The sequence below is a fragment of the Sporanaerobacter sp. genome (genome assembly GCF_047830725.1).
Taxonomy (GTDB): Bacteria; Bacillota; Clostridia; order Tissierellales; family Sporanaerobacteraceae; genus Sporanaerobacter.
Genome location: NZ_CP181252.1, coordinates 258688 through 275316, shown reverse-complemented (window position 1 = coordinate 275316; position 16629 = coordinate 258688). Strand labels below are relative to the sequence as shown.

The 16629-nt window shown below is 31.8% G+C and carries 13 protein-coding genes and 2 pseudogenes; 9 read left to right on the top strand and 6 right to left on the bottom strand.

Features of this window, described 5'->3' with window-relative positions; genetic code table 11:
- Nucleotides 1-4: 4 nt before the first annotated feature.
- The 6 genes and pseudogenes from ACFWUA_RS01365 to ACFWUA_RS01340 form a co-directional block, all read left to right on the top strand.
- A pseudogene (locus tag ACFWUA_RS01365) lies at nucleotides 5-106 on the top strand (TrmO family methyltransferase domain-containing protein); the annotation flags it as partial.
- Nucleotides 94-168 (top strand): annotated as a pseudogene (locus ACFWUA_RS01360) (TrmO family methyltransferase domain-containing protein); the annotation flags it as partial. The pseudogenes ACFWUA_RS01365 and ACFWUA_RS01360, both read left to right, overlap by 13 nt.
- 19 nt (nucleotides 169-187) lie before the next feature.
- Nucleotides 188-1768, top strand: a complete 1581-nt coding sequence (locus ACFWUA_RS01355; RefSeq protein WP_416198382.1) for an ABC transporter substrate-binding protein — start codon at nucleotides 188-190, stop codon at nucleotides 1766-1768.
- 10 nt (nucleotides 1769-1778) lie between these two features.
- A complete protein-coding gene (locus tag ACFWUA_RS01350) occupies nucleotides 1779-2750 on the top strand; it encodes an ABC transporter permease (RefSeq protein ID WP_416198381.1) in 972 nt (323 codons plus the stop codon).
- The gene (locus ACFWUA_RS01345; RefSeq protein WP_416198380.1) at nucleotides 2751-3587 is read left to right on the top strand and encodes an ABC transporter permease; all 837 of its coding nucleotides are present in this window, start codon (nucleotides 2751-2753) and stop codon (nucleotides 3585-3587) included.
- Between the two features lie 11 nt (nucleotides 3588-3598).
- Complete coding sequence (locus tag ACFWUA_RS01340; RefSeq protein ID WP_416198379.1) at nucleotides 3599-5311, top strand: ABC transporter ATP-binding protein; 1713 nt, start codon at nucleotides 3599-3601, stop codon at nucleotides 5309-5311.
- Between the two features lie 3 nt (nucleotides 5312-5314).
- Here the strand turns inward: ACFWUA_RS01340 and ACFWUA_RS01335 are convergent, their stop codons facing one another.
- The 3 genes from ACFWUA_RS01335 to ACFWUA_RS01325 are packed head-to-tail and all read right to left on the bottom strand — an operon-like array spanning nucleotide 5315 to nucleotide 8989.
- A complete protein-coding gene (locus ACFWUA_RS01335; protein ID WP_416198378.1) occupies nucleotides 5315-6271 on the bottom strand; it encodes an ABC transporter ATP-binding protein in 957 nt (318 codons plus the stop codon).
- Nucleotides 6271-7935, bottom strand: coding sequence for an ABC transporter permease (locus ACFWUA_RS01330; RefSeq protein WP_416198377.1), 1665 nt, complete (start codon nucleotides 7933-7935; stop codon nucleotides 6271-6273). The genes ACFWUA_RS01335 and ACFWUA_RS01330 overlap by 1 nt, the downstream gene beginning before the upstream one ends.
- A complete protein-coding gene (locus ACFWUA_RS01325) occupies nucleotides 7925-8989 on the bottom strand; it encodes an extracellular solute-binding protein (RefSeq protein ID WP_416198376.1) in 1065 nt (354 codons plus the stop codon). The genes ACFWUA_RS01330 and ACFWUA_RS01325 overlap by 11 nt, the downstream gene beginning before the upstream one ends.
- A 204-nt stretch (nucleotides 8990-9193) precedes the next feature.
- Here ACFWUA_RS01325 and ACFWUA_RS01320 point away from each other — a divergent pair, with 204 nt between their 5' ends.
- The gene (locus ACFWUA_RS01320; protein WP_416198375.1) at nucleotides 9194-11773 is read left to right on the top strand and encodes an ATP-dependent Clp protease ATP-binding subunit; all 2580 of its coding nucleotides are present in this window, start codon (nucleotides 9194-9196) and stop codon (nucleotides 11771-11773) included.
- A 303-nt stretch (nucleotides 11774-12076) separates the two neighbouring features.
- Here the strand turns inward: ACFWUA_RS01320 and ACFWUA_RS01315 are convergent, their stop codons facing one another.
- The 3 genes from ACFWUA_RS01315 to ACFWUA_RS01305 form a co-directional block, all read right to left on the bottom strand.
- The gene (locus ACFWUA_RS01315) at nucleotides 12077-13168 is read right to left on the bottom strand and encodes a hypothetical protein (protein ID WP_416198374.1); all 1092 of its coding nucleotides are present in this window, start codon (nucleotides 13166-13168) and stop codon (nucleotides 12077-12079) included.
- Nucleotides 13169-13178: 10 nt separating this feature from the next.
- Nucleotides 13179-14360, bottom strand: a complete 1182-nt coding sequence (locus ACFWUA_RS01310; RefSeq protein WP_416198373.1) for a hypothetical protein — start codon at nucleotides 14358-14360, stop codon at nucleotides 13179-13181.
- 139 nt (nucleotides 14361-14499) lie between these two features.
- Complete coding sequence (locus tag ACFWUA_RS01305; RefSeq protein WP_416198372.1) at nucleotides 14500-15501, bottom strand: aminopeptidase; 1002 nt, start codon at nucleotides 15499-15501, stop codon at nucleotides 14500-14502.
- 181 nt (nucleotides 15502-15682) lie between these two features.
- Here ACFWUA_RS01305 and ACFWUA_RS01300 point away from each other — a divergent pair, with 181 nt between their 5' ends.
- Nucleotides 15683-16063 (top strand): hypothetical protein, encoded by a 381-nt coding sequence (locus ACFWUA_RS01300; RefSeq protein WP_416198371.1) that lies wholly within the window; start codon nucleotides 15683-15685, stop codon nucleotides 16061-16063.
- Between the two features lie 11 nt (nucleotides 16064-16074).
- On the top strand, nucleotides 16075-16617 hold the full coding sequence (locus ACFWUA_RS01295; RefSeq protein ID WP_416198370.1) for a metalloregulator ArsR/SmtB family transcription factor: 543 nt from the start codon (nucleotides 16075-16077) through the stop codon (nucleotides 16615-16617).
- Nucleotides 16618-16629 lie beyond the last annotated feature (12 nt).

Genomic DNA, 16629 nt, shown 5'->3' with positions numbered 1-16629 from the left:
TTCAACCAGATCGCCGAGAAGACCAAATGGAATAGGAATGTCTATTGTTAAATTCATAAAAGTAGAAGAAGATAAAATAGAAATTCAGGAAGAGTTGACATGGTAGATGGAACGCCCATATTGGATATAAAACCCTATGCTCCACAGCTAAATCCAAAGGTCGAGTAAAAGGAATGGAGGAGATAGAATGAAGAAAGGGTTTAAATTTTTAATTTTTATAATGATAGCTGCAATGTTGTTGTCAGGATGCAGCAATGAAAAAAATGTAGCTATAAATCAAAAGGAAGAAACAGTAGCAAAAGAAGAAAACAAAGAGCCAGTAGAAATAAATCTCCAAGGAGGAGATTGGGGATATCCTAGTCCTTATACTCATTATTCAAGAGGACCTGGAATATTTAAAATGAGATTGATATTTGACAGTTTGCTAGAAAGAGGAGAAGAAGGGCTTATTCCTTGGTTGGCAGAAAGTTGGGATATAAGCGATGATGGAAGATTATATACCTTTAAAATAAGACAAGGTGTAAAATGGCAGGATGGAGAACCTATGACAGCGGAAGATGTAAAGTTTTCTTTTGAATATTATTCAAAGTATCCACCTGTTTCAGATGATTTGGGTATTAGTGAAAACAATTATATAGAAAAAATAGAAGTAGTAGATGAAAATATAATAAAGATTCAAGTAAATGAGCCAAATGCTACATTGCTAGAGAGATTTGGAACTGCAAGAATTATTCCTAAACATATATGGAGTGATGTAGATGATCCAACCAAATTTACTGATTCAAAAGCAGTAATAGGATGCGGACCTTATATATTGACTGATTACAATGAAGAGCAAGGAGCATATAGATTTGAGGCTTTTAAAGATTATTGGGGACCTAAGCAAAAAGTAGATGTAATCAAATTTGTACCTGTTAGTGATTCTTTGCTTGCTTTTGAGAATGGAGAAATAGATTTGACTGGAATTACTCCAGATGTACTTTCAAAATATGAAAATACTCCTCAGTACAAAGTTTTAGAAAGTCCTGCTTATTGGGGATATAAACTAGCACTAAATATGGAAAAAAGACCTGAATTCAAAGATAAAAATTTAAGACAAGCTCTCGCCTATGCTATAGACAAAGAAGAATTGGTAGAAAAAGTAGCAAGAGGAGCAGCAAGAGTTGGCAGTGCAGGATATTTACCAGTAGAACATATATGGTATAACAAAAATATAAAACAATATGATTTTGACATAGACAAGGCAAAAAAATTGTTAGACAACAAAACTTACAATTTTACATTGCTTACTGGAGATTCAAATCCAGAACTTAGAATTGCAGAACTCATGAAAATAAACTTTGAAAAAGCAGGTATAAATATAGAAGTTAAGAGTGTAGATTCTAAATCAAGAGATGCAGCTATCAAAAATGGAGATTATGAAATGGCGTTAAATGGATATGGCGGATGGGGTGGCGACCCAGATATGCTTAGAGAACAATATAGAAGTAAAAATAGAGAGAAAACTATATTTTCAGGTATTCCTGGTTATAGCAATGAAAAGATAAATAAATTGTGTGAAGAACAATTGCATGAAATGAACGAAGAAAAGAGAAAAGAAATTGTTTTTGAACTTCAAGAGGAAATTGCGGAAGAAATACCTCAAATTCCTATCTACAATACTACTGGATATGTTGTATTTAGACCAGAAAAATATGATGGATGGAAACATGTGTTTAACCATCATGAAGTAACTCACAACAAGATATCTTATCTAGAAATGGAATGAGAGAGAAAAGATGAACTGTATTAAGAGAATTCTTGAATATATAATAGTGTTTTTTGTTATCATATCCTTTAATTTTTTTATTCCCAGGCTTATGCCTGGGGATCCATTTACATTTTTATCATCTGATGAAGGCAGTGTTCACAGTTCATATACTGATGAGCAAATAGAAAAATACAAGGCCTACTATGGATTAGATAAGCCTCTTTGGGAACAATACAAAGACTATGTATACAATTTATTTCGAGGAGATTTAGGATATAGCATATATTACAATGAAGCTGTTTCGTCTATAATACTCAAAAGAGTAATATGGACAATTGGAATAGTAGTTGTTTCTATTGTTTTAAGCAGTTTGCTTGGAATATTTGTTGGAGCTTTTTCTGCATGGCATAGAAACAGTGCAATTGATAAAATCATATACTCCATCATGATAGTTTTTTCAGAAATTCCCTCTTTTTTAATAGCCATGCTATTGCTATTTGGGCTAGCAGCTGGGAAGGGATGGTTTCCCTTATCTGGAGGAATCACTGTATTTGGAGAATATAAAAATGTATTTGAAAAAATCAAAGACATTGTTCATCATGGCTTTTTACCTGTATTGGCCTTGGTTTTATCCCAAACAGGAGGGTATTATTTATTGTCTAGAAATAGTATGATAACAGTTCTTTCCAAAGATTATATGCTTACAGCTTCGGCAAAAGGATTGGATGATAGAAGGATTATATTTAGGCATGGTTTAAAAAATGCCATATTGCCAGTCATAACTAGAATATTTATGAATTTAGGTTCAGTATTTGGTGGAGCCATATTGGTGGAAAACGTATTTAGCTATCCTGGAATAGGACGACTTATGAGGGAAGCAGTCATGGTTAGAGATTATGTTTTGATGCAAGGAATATTTTTAAATATATGTATTTTAGTTTTAACTATGAATTTTTTAGCGGATATAGTATGTAGAAAAATAGATCCTAGGGTGGAGTAGATGAAAAAAGAAAAATTAAAATTTAGTAGCTTTTCAAATTCAGGTAAAATTGCAATTTTATTTATGATACTGCTCATATTTATGGCCATATTTTCTCCCTACATATGCCCTCATCCTTACAATTTACCTTCAGGTTCTCCTTTTGAGTCACCAAATAGGGTTCATTGGTTTGGAACAGATGATTTAGGCATAGATTTGTTTTCTCAAATATGCTATGGGGCAAGGATTAGTTTATCAGTTGGAATATCCGCTGCCTTGATTGCAGGTATTGGTGGAGGAATATTGGGCATATTGGCAGGATATTATGGCGGAATTGTAGACAAGCTCATTATGAGAATAGTAGACATAATGATAGTACTTCCAGATTTACCCATGATGATAATATTGGGGGCTTTTTTTGGACCCAGTATCAAAAATATAATTTTTGTATTAGCTTTTTTTTCTTGGACTGGTCCAGCTAGAATAATAAGATCAAAAGTATTATCTATGAAAAAAGAAAATTACATACTGGTAGCAGAAAGTTATGGAGCGGGATTTGGATATTTGCTCTTTAAACATTTTATTCCTGAAATATTACCTATTCTCATGGTGACAATCATAAAACTCACTAGCAAAGCCATAGTTGCTGAAGCTGGATTGGCTTTTCTAGGTCTTGGAGATCCAACATCAAAGAGTTGGGGACTCATTTTAAATCATGCTATCAATTTTCGAGGAATATATTTTACGGATTTTTGGAAGTGGTGGGTAATGACGCCTTTAATAGCTATAATCTTTCTAGTTCTTTCCATAGCCATAATAAGTAGAGATTTAGAAAAAATATTGAATGAAAAATTGTAAAGAGGTGGATTATGGATAAGTCTTTGTTAAGAGTAGAACATCTTTCGGTAGATTATAAATTGAACAATGGAGAAGTCAATGCTGTAAGAGATGTAAGCTTTAGTCTCAATAGAGGGGATAGCTTAGGAATAATAGGAGAGTCTGGTAGTGGGAAAACTTCATTGGCTATGGCACTGATGGGACTTATAAAAGAACCAGGAAAAGTAAGAGGAAATATCTATTATGAAAATGTAGACATAAATAGTCTATCTAAAAGGGAAATTAAATCTATTCGCTGGAACAAAATTGCTTTAGTTTTCCAAAATAGTTTGGATGTTTTAAATCCGCTACTTACTATTGATGAACAAATAAGTGAAGTGATTGTAAAACATCTCAATTTGTCTAAAGAAAGTACATCTAAAAGAGTTAAAGAATTGTTGGAAATGGTAGGGCTTTCAGCAGAGATAAAAGGGTATTATCCTCATCAATTATCTGGTGGAATGAGACAAAGAGTTCTTATAGCCATGGCTCTTGCTTGTGATCCAGAAGTGCTCATAGTTGACGAGCCTACTACAGCTCTTGATGCAGTATATAAAAATGAAATAATCAAATTGCTTTCAGAGCTTCACAAGGAGAAAAAATTTGCTCTATTGGTTATATCTCATGAATTAGAAACTATTTTTCATCTCACTTCAAAAATAAATGTAATGTACTCAGGATGTATATTGGAAAAGGGTATCACTTCTGAAGTTCTTAAAAATCCTATGCATACCTATACTAGAGGATTGGTGGACTCTTCACCAACCATAAATCCCTACAGAGATTTATGGGGAATACCTGGGGAGTCAGGAGGGTCTAAAGAATCTGGTTGTCCATTTAGAAAAAGATGTACTCAAAGTATTGAAATATGTAGTACTAGGGTTCCTAAACTAGAGTATGTATCATTGGAAAGACAAGTGGCTTGTCATAGAGGAGGAATAGTCACTTTACTGGAAGGGAAAAATATCAACAAAATATATAAAAATAAAAAGACAATTGTAAAAGCCTGTGACGATTGTTCAATTAAGGTAAGAAGTGGAGAGATAGTAGCTCTAATTGGAGAATCAGGGTCTGGAAAAACAACTTTGGCAGGTGTTTTGTCTGGAACAATTCTTCCTCAAGAAGGAGAAGTTGTATTTGAAGGAAAACTGGTATCGGGAAACAATTTTACAAGTAGAAAAAATGGAATTCAGATAGTATTTCAAGATCCTTTTTCATCAATAAATGAAAGATTTAGTATAGAAGAAGCCATAAGCGAACCTTTAAGGATAATAAAAGAAGATTCTTATGAAGAAATAAAGATAGAAGTGAAAAAAGCCTTGGAAGAAGTTCAACTACCAAATGATGAAAATTTTTTAAATAGAAAATGTTATACTTTGAGTGGAGGACAAAGACAAAGGGTTTCTATAGCTCGAAGTTTGGTGATGAAACCAAAATTGTTGATAGCTGATGAAATAACTTCTATGTTGGACCCATCTACTAAAGCCAATATCATAAGACTGTTGAAAGGATTGCAAAACAAAAATGGCTTTAGTATGCTTTATATAACTCATGATTTACCTATTGCAAGAAAAATTGCAGATAGGGTTTATGTAATGCACAATGGAAAAATTGTAGAACAGGGGATTGCTTCTAAGATATTTTCTGATCCAACAGATGATTATACAAAAAAACTTGTTAAAGAAGGAATGTCAGAATTCAATTAAGGGTCAAAGGACCCTTAATTGAATTTTATGAGCTATTTCTAAATCAATTTTGCTACCAATTAAAAAACTTGCATTTTCTTTGCCGCTTAAATTGACTTCTATATCTTTTTCTCCATCAGAAACTATATATTCTGTATATTGACCCATGAATATTTTACGTTTAATTGTATACTTTCCTTCAGAATTTGGTCTAAATTTAATATCTTCAGGTCTTACTAAAAATCGGTCTCCAGAAATTTCAATCAAATTAGATTTGCCAATAAAAGAAGCTACATATTCATTGGCAGGAGAAAAATATACTTCTGAAGGTGAGCCTATTTGCATGATATTTCCCTTGTCCATAACTACAATTTTATCTGACAAACTTAAAGCTTCACTTTGGTCATGAGTCACAAATATCATAGTGATATTCAGCTTATTTTGTAAATCCTTCAATTCTTCTCTCATCTTTACTCTTAAGCTAGCATCTAAATTACTTAAAGGTTCATCCAGCAATAAAATTTTAGGATTTGTAGCCATAGATCTTGCTAGTGCCACTCTTTGTTGTTGACCACCACTCAAGTTTCCAACTTTATATTTTTCATATCCAGATAGGCCAACTATATTGATATATTCCATAGCAATTTCTAAAGCTCTTTTCTTTTTTTCTTTTCTATAAAATCTAATGCCATAACTAACATTTTCCACCACATTCATATGAGGAAATAGAGCATAGCTTTGAAAAACCGTAGAAACCGGACGTTTTTCTGGTGGCAAATCTTTTATATCCACTCCTTCAAGAAGAATTTGTCCACTATCAGCTTTTAAAAATCCGCCAATGAGATTTAACGTAGTAGTTTTGCCACAGCCAGAAGGGCCTAAAATAGTTATAAATTCGCCTTCATTTACATCTATATTTATATTTTTAACTCCATTTTCCCCATCAAACATTTTAGTTAAATTTACCAATTTTAAAAACATCAGTACATCTCCTTTGTATTCAATAGCTTTATAGCAATTAAATTTACACTCACAGTGATTAAAATCAATATGCTGGCCATTACAGAAGCAGGTCCATATTGTCCATTGGTAATGTTTTTGAACATGACTATGGATGCAACTACATTTTTAGGTGATACTAAAAATATAATAGCTCCAACAGTAGTCATACAAGCTGTAAAGGTATTTATAAAACTAGTAAGAAAAACAGGTCTCAAAAGAGGAAATATAATGTTCGTAATAGTTTTAAACTTTGATGCTCCTAAATCTCTGGAAGCATCTTCTATTCTAGTATCAATTGTAGTAAATGCAGCGTTGGTAGCTTTATTTGCTACTGATATATGTCTAAAAGTCGAGTTCAATATGACAATTGCAGTAGTTCCTGTAAGCAATAAAGGTTCTTTGTTAAATCCAACTATATATCCTAGTCCAAAGAAAATACCAGGTATAATATATGGCAATGCAGAGACAAATTCAATAAAACTCATCCCTTTGATTTTTCTCCTGTGAGTATAATATGACAACAAAATACCTATCACAGATGATACAAATCCTGCTATCACTGCAAAGATTATGCTTCTTAAAAAAGCAGGAGTATATGCAAATTTGACTTCTTCAAAGTGCTTTAAAGTAAAAGTTAATTTTCCTGAAGTATTTATGGAAAAGGCAGATAAAATTATACTACCATATTTAAGCACCACTATTATGAAAAAAGAAACTGTGATGAAAGTCAATACAAATTTCAACCAAATAGGAAGCTGAAAATCATAGTTTTCACTACCAAGAGCTTTGGTGCCAGTTGCTCTGTTGTCAATATTCGTTATGTTTTTGCGATAAAATACAAAAGAAAGTATAGCTGGTGGAATTAATAGTATAGACATAGCTGCAGCTTTTCCTAAATCCCCACTAGAGAATATAGTCATATAAGTCTCTGTAGCAAGCATTTTAAACTTTCCTCCGATGATTATAGGAGTTCCAAAATCAGCTAAATTCATTGTAAAACTTAAAAACAATACAGATAATATAGTAGGAAAAATTGCAGGTATGACAATATTTTTTATAGTTTGTGTAGTTGTAGCCCCAAGATCTCTAGAAGCTAATATCTGCCTAGTATCAATTGAATGTAGTGCAGAAATAAGCATTATAGAAGATAATGGTATTCCACCTAAGGTTTGCAATAGCACAATACCTTGCCATCCATAAGGGTTCACACTTAGTCCCAATAAATTGTGGGTAATGATTCCACGACGTCCAAATAGAATAATCAAGGCCAAAGAAGAAACAAAAGGTGGTGATATCATAGATAACATAAGTGCTCTATAAATAAGTTTTTTAATTTTTTTTCTTTCAACAAAGGTAAAAAGAGCTATACAAAATGAAAAAATAGTTGATAAAATCGAAGAGATACTAGCTACAAATAAGCTATCCTTAATTAACTTGAGATTGTTAGAGTTCAGTAAATTTTTATAATTATCTAAAGTAAAAGTACCTCTATAAAAAAAACTAGTTGAAATAACCATTACAACTGGATATAAGATAAAAAGGAGTAAACTAATAACTACAATCCAAAAAATAAATTTATCCAATATAGAGTCAAAGGAAAGGGCCAAATTTGCCCTTTCCTCATTTGTAATATTACTTTTCACCTACTAGTTCCTTCCATCTTGCTAAAATTTCATCTCTTTGACTTCCCATTAACTCTAAATTGAAATCTATTAGTTTACTCTTATCTAAATCCTTCATAAGTTCAGGAGCGTCTACATCATCTCTAGCCATGATTCTAGCATCAGCTTCTCTTAATACTTCTTGACCTTCTTTGGATAGATACCAATCTACAAATACTTTAGCTGCCTCAAGATTTTTTGTATTTTTAAATATAGCAATTGGTGCTGGAGTCCAAGGAATTACATCTTCAGGATATACTACAGATGTAGGACTAGTTTCTCCTACGCTATAAGTACCACCAGTTATTGCTACTATACCAATTGCAAATTCTCCAGCTGCAACTTTTTCAAGAGGTTCTCCGCCACCTTTTGCAAAGAAATCAATATTTTTATTTAATCTTTCAAAATAATCCCAAGCTTTTTCTTCTCCCCAAGCTTGAATAAGACCACTAACAATTGCATAGTTAGTTCCTGATATAGAAGGATCAGCCATGATTACTTCGCCTTTATACTTTGGATCAGCTAAGTCTTCCCAAGTCTTTGGTGCTTCAAGCCCTTTTTCTTTTAGAAGATCCTCATTAACTATCCATCCTGCTGGAACCAATGCAAGACCAGAATAATATCCATCTTTGTCATTGTATTGTGGATTGATAGCTGAAGCATTTGGGGATTTATAAGCTTCAAGATAACCTAAATCTCTAGCATTTAGATAACTATCAACACCACCACCAAACCAAATATCAGCTTCTGTTTTTCCATCTTCAGCTTGTAATTTAGCAAGAGCAGCACCAGTTGACATTTCTAAATATTCAACCTTGATTCCAGTTTCTTCAGTAAACTTATCAAAACTATTTTCTGCTCCACCATAAGCAAGTAAAACACTTAAGGTTGTTCCTTCAAAAGGCTTATCCTTAGTTTCCTCAACTGGTGTAGATGAATCATCAGAACTTTCCTTTTGCTCTGATTTTCCACAAGCAACCAAACTAAGAGATAAAGTAAAAATTAACAAAAATGCTACAAATTTTTTCATATTCATAATATTCCTCCTCCTTTAATCACATCCTATATTACATTAGCATCAAGAATAAAATCAATCAAATAGAATATATCTATACTCATGAACTTTATCATAGATATATTCTATAGACCAACATATAGTCACTAAATTTAAATATTGGCACGTGGTACCAATATTTTGCTATAATATATATACAGCTCATATTTAAAGGAGAGTGGATCAATGAACACAAGAAAGTTTTCTGATGATACTATACAAGTGATGCAAGAAGCTCAAAATATAGCCATAAGAAAAGGGAATAGTGAACTAACAGAATTGCATATACATAGGGCCTTGGTACAACAAAAAAATTCAATAGTAGTCGATATATTGAAGGAAATGGGTGTCGATATATTTTCATATACCAAGGACATAGATGAAGCTTTAGATAAATTGAAAAGTCAAGATGGTTTGACCAAATTGTTTTATAACAGGACAGCTCAGAAAATATTACTTGTGGCTGAAGAATTGTCAAGAGGTATGTATGATTCCTATATAAATGTAGAACAAATATATTTAGCCATTCTAAAAGAAAATAAAATAACCAGTCAAAGTATTTTTGAAAAATACAATATTGAATATGACGACTTTAGAGAAAGAGTTTTAAAATATAGATCAACCATTGGAGTTACTGACAATCATCCAGAAGGAATTGCCAAAGTACTAGAAAAATATGGCAGAGACTTAACTCGTGAGGCAAAGAATGGTGACTTAGATCCAGTCATAGGTAGAGATGATGAGATAAACAGGATGATAAGGATATTGTCGAGGCGAACCAAAAACAATCCTGTCATCATAGGAGAACCTGGAGTTGGGAAAACTGCAATTGTAGAAGGATTAGCCCAAAGGATAGTTAGAAATGATGTACCAGAGACTCTTAAAGATAGGACTATTTATGCACTAGATATGGGAGCCCTTATAGCAGGAGCTAAATTTAGAGGTGAATTTGAAGAAAGACTCAAAGAAGTCTTAAAAATAATTGAAGCTTCTAATGGACAAATCATTCTATTTATTGATGAATTGCATACAGTTGTTGGTGCAGGAAATGGACAAGGAGGATTAGACACCTCCAATATGCTTAAGCCAATGCTTGCCAGAGGTGAGATTTTGACCATTGGAGCAACTACTTTTGATGAATACAGAGAATATATAGAAAAAGACGGTGCATTAGATCGAAGATTTCAAAAGATATTAGTTACTGAACCTAGTGTAGAAGAAACTATTTCTATCTTAAGAGGGATAAAGGCAAAATATGAAATGCATCATGGTATAAGAGTTTCAGACAAAGCTGTTATTGCCTGTGCTGAATTGTCAGATAGATATATTACAGATAGATTTTTGCCAGATAAGGCTATTGACCTCATGGACGAGGCTTCTTCGATGGTGAGAACAAGCATAGATGCTCTTCCACATGAATTAGACGAAATGCAGAGAAGAATTTTGCAATTGGAAATGGAAAAAGTATCTATAAGGCAAGAAGATGATGAAATATCAAAATTAAGATGCAAAGAAATAGAAGAAAAAATAAAAGAATTAAATGATATCTACAATATAGAATATGAAAAATGGATTGAAGACAAAAAAATAGTAGATAGAACTAAAGAAATAAAACATCAAATTGATGAAGTAAAAAAACAAATAGATGAAGCCAGTAGAGAAAACAATTTTGAAAAGGTTTCTGAATTAAAATATATAAAGCTTAAAAAATTGGAGAGAGAAGAACAAGAGCTTAAAAATATTCCCCATACCTATGACATAAAAGAAGAAGTAACCGAAGATGAAATAGCAGAGGTAGTATCTAAATGGACAGGTATACCGGTAAGTAAACTAACAGAAACTGAAAAGGAAAAGCTATTGAACTTAGACAAAGTCCTTCATAAAAAAATAATAGGTCAAGATGAAGCTGTAAGTGCAGTGACAGATGCCATCATCAGGGCTAGGTCAGGAGTGAGAAAACGTCAAAAACCTGTTGGTTCATTTATGTTTTTTGGACCTACAGGAGTTGGGAAAACATACCTTGCCAAAGTTCTCACAGAGACAATGTTTGATGACGAAAAAAATCTCATTAGACTTGATATGAGTGAATACATGGAAAAAAATTCAGTTTCAAGACTTCTTGGAGCACCTCCAGGATATGTAGGATTTGATGAGGGAGGACAACTTACAGAAGCAGTAAGAAGACAACCCTATTCTGTAGTACTATTTGATGAAATTGAAAAAGCTCATAGTGATGTATTTAATATTTTACTTCAAATATTAGATGATGGAAGACTTACTGACAATAGGGGGAAAGTAGTAGACTTTAAAAACACAATTATCATCATGACTTCTAATATTGGTTCCGAAGACATAATAAAAGGCTTGGATTCTCAAGTTGAAATAGATGAAAAAGTTAGAGAAACAGTCATGAAAAAGATAAGAGAAATTTTCAAACCTGAATTTTTAAATAGACTAGATGATATAGTTTTATTCAAGCCATTAAGTAAAGAAGATATAGTGAAGATTATAAATATAAATATAGAAGAAATAAATGAGGATTTAAGCGATAGAAGAGTATCTGTAGAATTGACTTTAAGTGCTACTCAACACATAATAGATGAAGCCTATTCTATCTACTATGGTGCAAGGTCTATAAAAAGGTTCATAGAAAAAAATATCATAACCGAAATAGGAAGAATGATTCTTAGAGATGAAATAGAATTCAATCAAAAAGTCATCATAGACAGCAAAAATGGCAATCTAGTATTCTATGTGCGACAGTAAGGCCGTCAGTATGATTATATATTTATCAATGTTTGAATAAGAAAAAGCTATTTTTAAATTACCTATAAACTATTTAATTGTATTAAGATTAAAGTATTAACAGGGATACACCAATAAAGAAATTTCAGAGATTTTATGTATATCTAAAGAAAATGTTCCATAAAGAATATTAAGAGGTAAGGAGAAATTCGAAGGAACCTTAGTTGAAGGGGTTAAGAAGCCCTATGAGTTGTAATTGATGATGACTTTCTATATAAATATGTGAAAAAGTATAGCTATTGGGAAATCCAATAGCTATACTTTTTATGTCAAAGCTCTTCCTATATTTTTTATGAAGTCTTGAGTATTTGTAACAACAGATGTAGCTGTAAGGGTTCCTCTATCAGACAATTTATTTACAGCAAATTCTTGTATATCTACAGTATACATATAAACAGGGCGTATAACTCCGTCAAATTCATTGTAGGAAGGAGTCATGTTTCCAGTAGCTATAGTAAATAATATTGCAGATACCATAACTACAGTTGAAGTCTTACGAATATGCTTACGCATAGCATCTTGAGCTTCATATACATTGTCATATGTTTCAGGTAAACCAAATCTGTCTCTGATTGTACCACCAATTATAACAGGCACACCGCATTCTACACAGGCCTTCATAATTCCATCTTTAGGTCTTCCTGATTTCACAAATTCTTCCATAGAACCGGCTTCTCTGACCATATTTATTGTCTCATAATAATTATCAAGGGTATTTTGCTCTTTTATGAAGGTTTCTTGTCCCCAAGTAGTACCAAATGTAGCACATTCTAAGTCAAAGGCAGCAAAACTTGTACCACATATAATAGCATCAACATAGCCATTTCTTACAAGCTGTGCCATAGCATCCCTTGAACCTCGGTCTAAACTTACAGCAGTTCCTAAAACCCAAGTAATATATCCACCATTTTCTTTTTCATTTGCAAGTATTTGATAAAGTCTATCATAATCAATAGAGAAAGCAGTTTCCCTTGATCTACCACTACGGAATGCAAAAGTGTCAGCATCTTTGGATTCTTCTATAAATCCTTGAGTATACATATATATGCCTTCACTTCCATCTTCCGTTCTTCCTACAACTACTTTGTCACCAACTTTTAGATTCCTAAATTCAACTATATTTACAGATTCATTTCCCGGTTCATCATTAGCTACACAAACCGTATCCATCCTACTTTGTGTAGCTAACACCCATTTGCCATTTATCTTAAAATATTCTGGAAAAACAGAAAGTGCATGGTAGTTTGCAGGAGCTACTCCGTCCTTTTCTACTTCTACCAAAGTTGCATTTGGAGCATTGACGAAGAATTCCTGACTAAAATCTGGCGGTGTAAATTTTGGCATATCAAATGTCATAATATTCCTCCTAGTCAATATTTAATCTATTTACAGATTTTAATTTTTCTTCTGTAGTATTTTCAATATATTCATGCATATCAACTGCAACTTGTTCTACTTCAAAATTGTCAACTGGTTGCAAAAGTGCTCTTTGTACATTTACAACAAAATCTTGAACATTTGTGACAAGAGTTTTTACAGCAATATACTCCCTAGCCTGTGCAACTTTGTTTACCACATTTTCTGTTACATCTATTGTATACATAAATACAGGTGCAATAGTACCGTCTTTTCTGATTCTATAGCTTGAAGCTAATTCTGCAGTTGCTACAGAGTGAAGCATAGTAGCCAAGCATATAATAAGAGTAGCTTTGTCAGTTTGTTCTTTCATGGCACGTAGACCTTGTGATACATTGTGATATACTTCTGGAAGTGGGCCATCATCTCTAACAGAACCAACCAGTACATAAGGTATATCCAATTTGGTCAATGTCTTCATGAAACCGTCCTTTACATTGCCATCAGCAATAAATTTATCAATGGATCCCGCTCTTCTTACTTCATTTAGCAAATCTAAATGATTGTAATGTCCCATTGGTACAGATTCTTGTGTATAGATATTTTGGCCAAGGGCAGTATCTAAATATCCGCCTTCTAAATCATGAGTAGCCATTGCATTCCCTGCTAAAAGGGCTTGAACATATCCATTTTCAGCAAGTTCTGACAGACCAATTCTGGTGTCATAGTCAAATACAACAGAAGGGCCTAGTACCCATACTATATATCCGCCATTTTCTTTTTCATGACGCATTAGTTCAAATAAGTATTCGTAGTCATCAGTAAAAGAAGTTTCAACAGATCTTCCTGGAGTAGAGATAACCGACTCATCAAATCCTTCCTTATATATTACAACTCCATTGGATCCGTCAGATTTTTTCCCCATGACTACCTTTTCCCCAACGACTAAATCGTTAAGCTCCTTTATGATTATAGTATCATCGTGAAGTACTGCAACACAGTTTTGAGAATTGTGTTCAGGTAAAATCCACTTATTATTATAATGATAATAAGTAGGCATATGACTAGTAAGATAAAAACCACTTGGGGCAACCCCATTTTTCTTTACTTCTTCAACACGAATTTCCTTTGCATTTGCAAATTTTTCAGAAGTAAAATCTGGTGGTGTGAATTTTGGCAATACAAATGTCATGAGCATCCTCCTATCTAGCTATTATATATTATTATAACCCAAATTTATTATAGCATTTATAGAGTTACAAATATGTTAAATATATGTCAAAAACTAAAATATAAGTATGTCATGTTTGTAATACCAGTATTTATAGCATTTAATTAAAAACAATTTCATCACAATAAAACACAAAATCCATATGAAATGGACAGTTATTTGTTCCACCAGATAGATAATTCATTCCAATTCCTATATGATAAGTACCCAAAGCTTTTTCATCAACAAGTGTAAATCCTGTTAATTCTTTGACTTTAGGATTTAGTCCGATTGCAAATTCACATAGAATTTTATAATTTTCAGGCAATGAATTAAAAAACTTATCTAATTCTTTGGAAGAACATTTTATAAGTTTACCATTTTCAAAAGTCATGAGTACATCTTTATATATTTTTTCTCTTAAATTGATTATAGGAACTAGCAAATCTCCATTGCTACTATTTTCTATAGGTGCTATAGAAACTTCCCCAGAAGGAAAATCACCACAGCCATCATCTACATACCACTTTCTGTCATTAAAATCTAATTTTAAAGAATACTTTTTTCCAGTAATTATTTTCACACTATTTTTATCTTTAAGCTCTTCAATTTGTTTTTTGCAGGTTTTTTTTAATTCATTAAAGTCTACATCTAAAGCATTGCATATCAAAGAATTATAAATATCAAAATCTAAACCAGCATTGCGAGCATTTATCTCTGTAGGAACAGTAAGTTGTATATAATATTTTTTATCTTCAGTTAAAGCAGTGAACAATTGGGATAAATATTTCTTGTATTTAGGTATATTTTCCTTAGAAATTCCATTAGGTAAACTTGGTGTATACATAAATATATCTATTACATACCTGAAAGAAGATAGATACTCAAAATATTTTTCAGGGAATTCCTGATTATTTTCAATTAAATTGAGAACTACATTTTTAAAAAAAGAATTTGAGCAATGGTGTTTAAAAGGGATAACACCTTTTTTACTTAAACATTCTGAAATTGAGTCTAAAATTTCCAAGTCTTCATTGTCACCCCAAAAATTCAATAAAACACAATCTTTTTTTTCAAAAGGGAGCCCTTCACAAATATTTGGTATGAGAGTTACAAAATCCATGTTTAATTCCTCCTAAATAAATTTATTTTGATACATATCAATATAAATTTAGCACAGTCTACACAAAAAAGCAATCTAATTTTATAATCATAGAAACAAATCTTAAAAATTAAATAGATAAATGTTGAAATAATATTTAAAGTATTGTAGAATAATAGTACAAAATATGGGAGGGATAGAAATGGGAGATATAAACTGGCTAAAAGATAATTATTTAACTTTTCTTAAAGAAGAAGAAGAAAACACCAAGGACACAGTATCAAATTTGCAAAAACAAGAAAGAATAGATGAAGCTAATTTAGAAAAGATAAAGCTTAATATCATTGAAATATTTTCTAAAATGTTCAATATTAGTTGCAATGGTGCAAAAGATCCTATAGCTTTAAAAGAAAAATATTTAGGTTTTTTTGATAAAATAACAAAGCCTTGGTATATAAATAAAGACAAAGCTCTAGAATTTGGCAAAGAAAAAGAAGTTATAATAGAAGAAATAAAAATTGAGGAAGCAGAAAATTTGAAAAAGCAATTTAAAAAATATTGTGATAAAATAGATATCAATTGAGGGGTGATATTTTGAATTCATTGGAGATTTTCAAATGTTTATCTGACAATTCCAGACTAAAGATTATAAACAGTTTGATGATAGAGCCTATGTATGTTGAATTGTTGGCTGAAAGATTGGAATTATCTACTTCAACAGTATCTTTTCACTTAAAAAAATTAATGGATGCAAATATTGTATCTTCTAAAAAAGAGCAGTATTATACAGTTTATAGTATAAATGAAGAAATTTTTTCAATGACTCTTAAAGATTTAGTAAAAGATGATAGAAGACAAGAAGAAATATTAAATCAAAGAGAACAAAAATATAGAGAAAAAGTCATAGATTCTTTTTTCAAATATGGCAAATTAAAAGAAATACCAGTACAGAAAAAGAAAAGACAAATTGTTTTAGAAAAAATAGCAGAAAGTTTTGAAGAAGATAGAGAGTATACAGAAAAAGAAGTCAATCTGATAATTGCTGATTTTCATGACGATTTCTGTACAATAAGAAGAGATTTAATAGGTTTTGACCTTATGGAAAGAAACAATGGAATATATAAAAGAAAAAAATAATTCAATTATTTT

Excerpts from the sequence above, each read along its gene's own strand:
- ACFWUA_RS01345 (WP_416198380.1), top strand. The coding sequence starts at position 2,751 with ATGAAAAAAGAAAAATTAAAATTTAGTAGCTTTTCAAATTCAGGTAAA.
- ACFWUA_RS01335 (WP_416198378.1), bottom strand. The coding sequence starts at position 6,271 with ATGTTTTTAAAATTGGTAAATTTAACTAAAATGTTTGATGGGGAAAAT.
- ACFWUA_RS01300 (WP_416198371.1), top strand. The coding sequence starts at position 15,683 with ATGGGAGATATAAACTGGCTAAAAGATAATTATTTAACTTTTCTTAAA.
- ACFWUA_RS01350 (WP_416198381.1), top strand. The coding sequence starts at position 1,779 with ATGAACTGTATTAAGAGAATTCTTGAATATATAATAGTGTTTTTTGTT.
- ACFWUA_RS01310 (WP_416198373.1), bottom strand. The coding sequence starts at position 14,360 with ATGACATTTGTATTGCCAAAATTCACACCACCAGATTTTACTTCTGAA.
- ACFWUA_RS01320 (WP_416198375.1), top strand. The coding sequence starts at position 9,194 with ATGAACACAAGAAAGTTTTCTGATGATACTATACAAGTGATGCAAGAA.
- ACFWUA_RS01340 (WP_416198379.1), top strand. The coding sequence starts at position 3,599 with ATGGATAAGTCTTTGTTAAGAGTAGAACATCTTTCGGTAGATTATAAA.
- ACFWUA_RS01355 (WP_416198382.1), top strand. The coding sequence starts at position 188 with ATGAAGAAAGGGTTTAAATTTTTAATTTTTATAATGATAGCTGCAATG.
- ACFWUA_RS01315 (WP_416198374.1), bottom strand. The coding sequence starts at position 13,168 with ATGACATTTGATATGCCAAAATTTACACCGCCAGATTTTAGTCAGGAA.
- ACFWUA_RS01305 (WP_416198372.1), bottom strand. The coding sequence starts at position 15,501 with ATGGATTTTGTAACTCTCATACCAAATATTTGTGAAGGGCTCCCTTTT.
- ACFWUA_RS01325 (WP_416198376.1), bottom strand. The coding sequence starts at position 8,989 with ATGAATATGAAAAAATTTGTAGCATTTTTGTTAATTTTTACTTTATCT.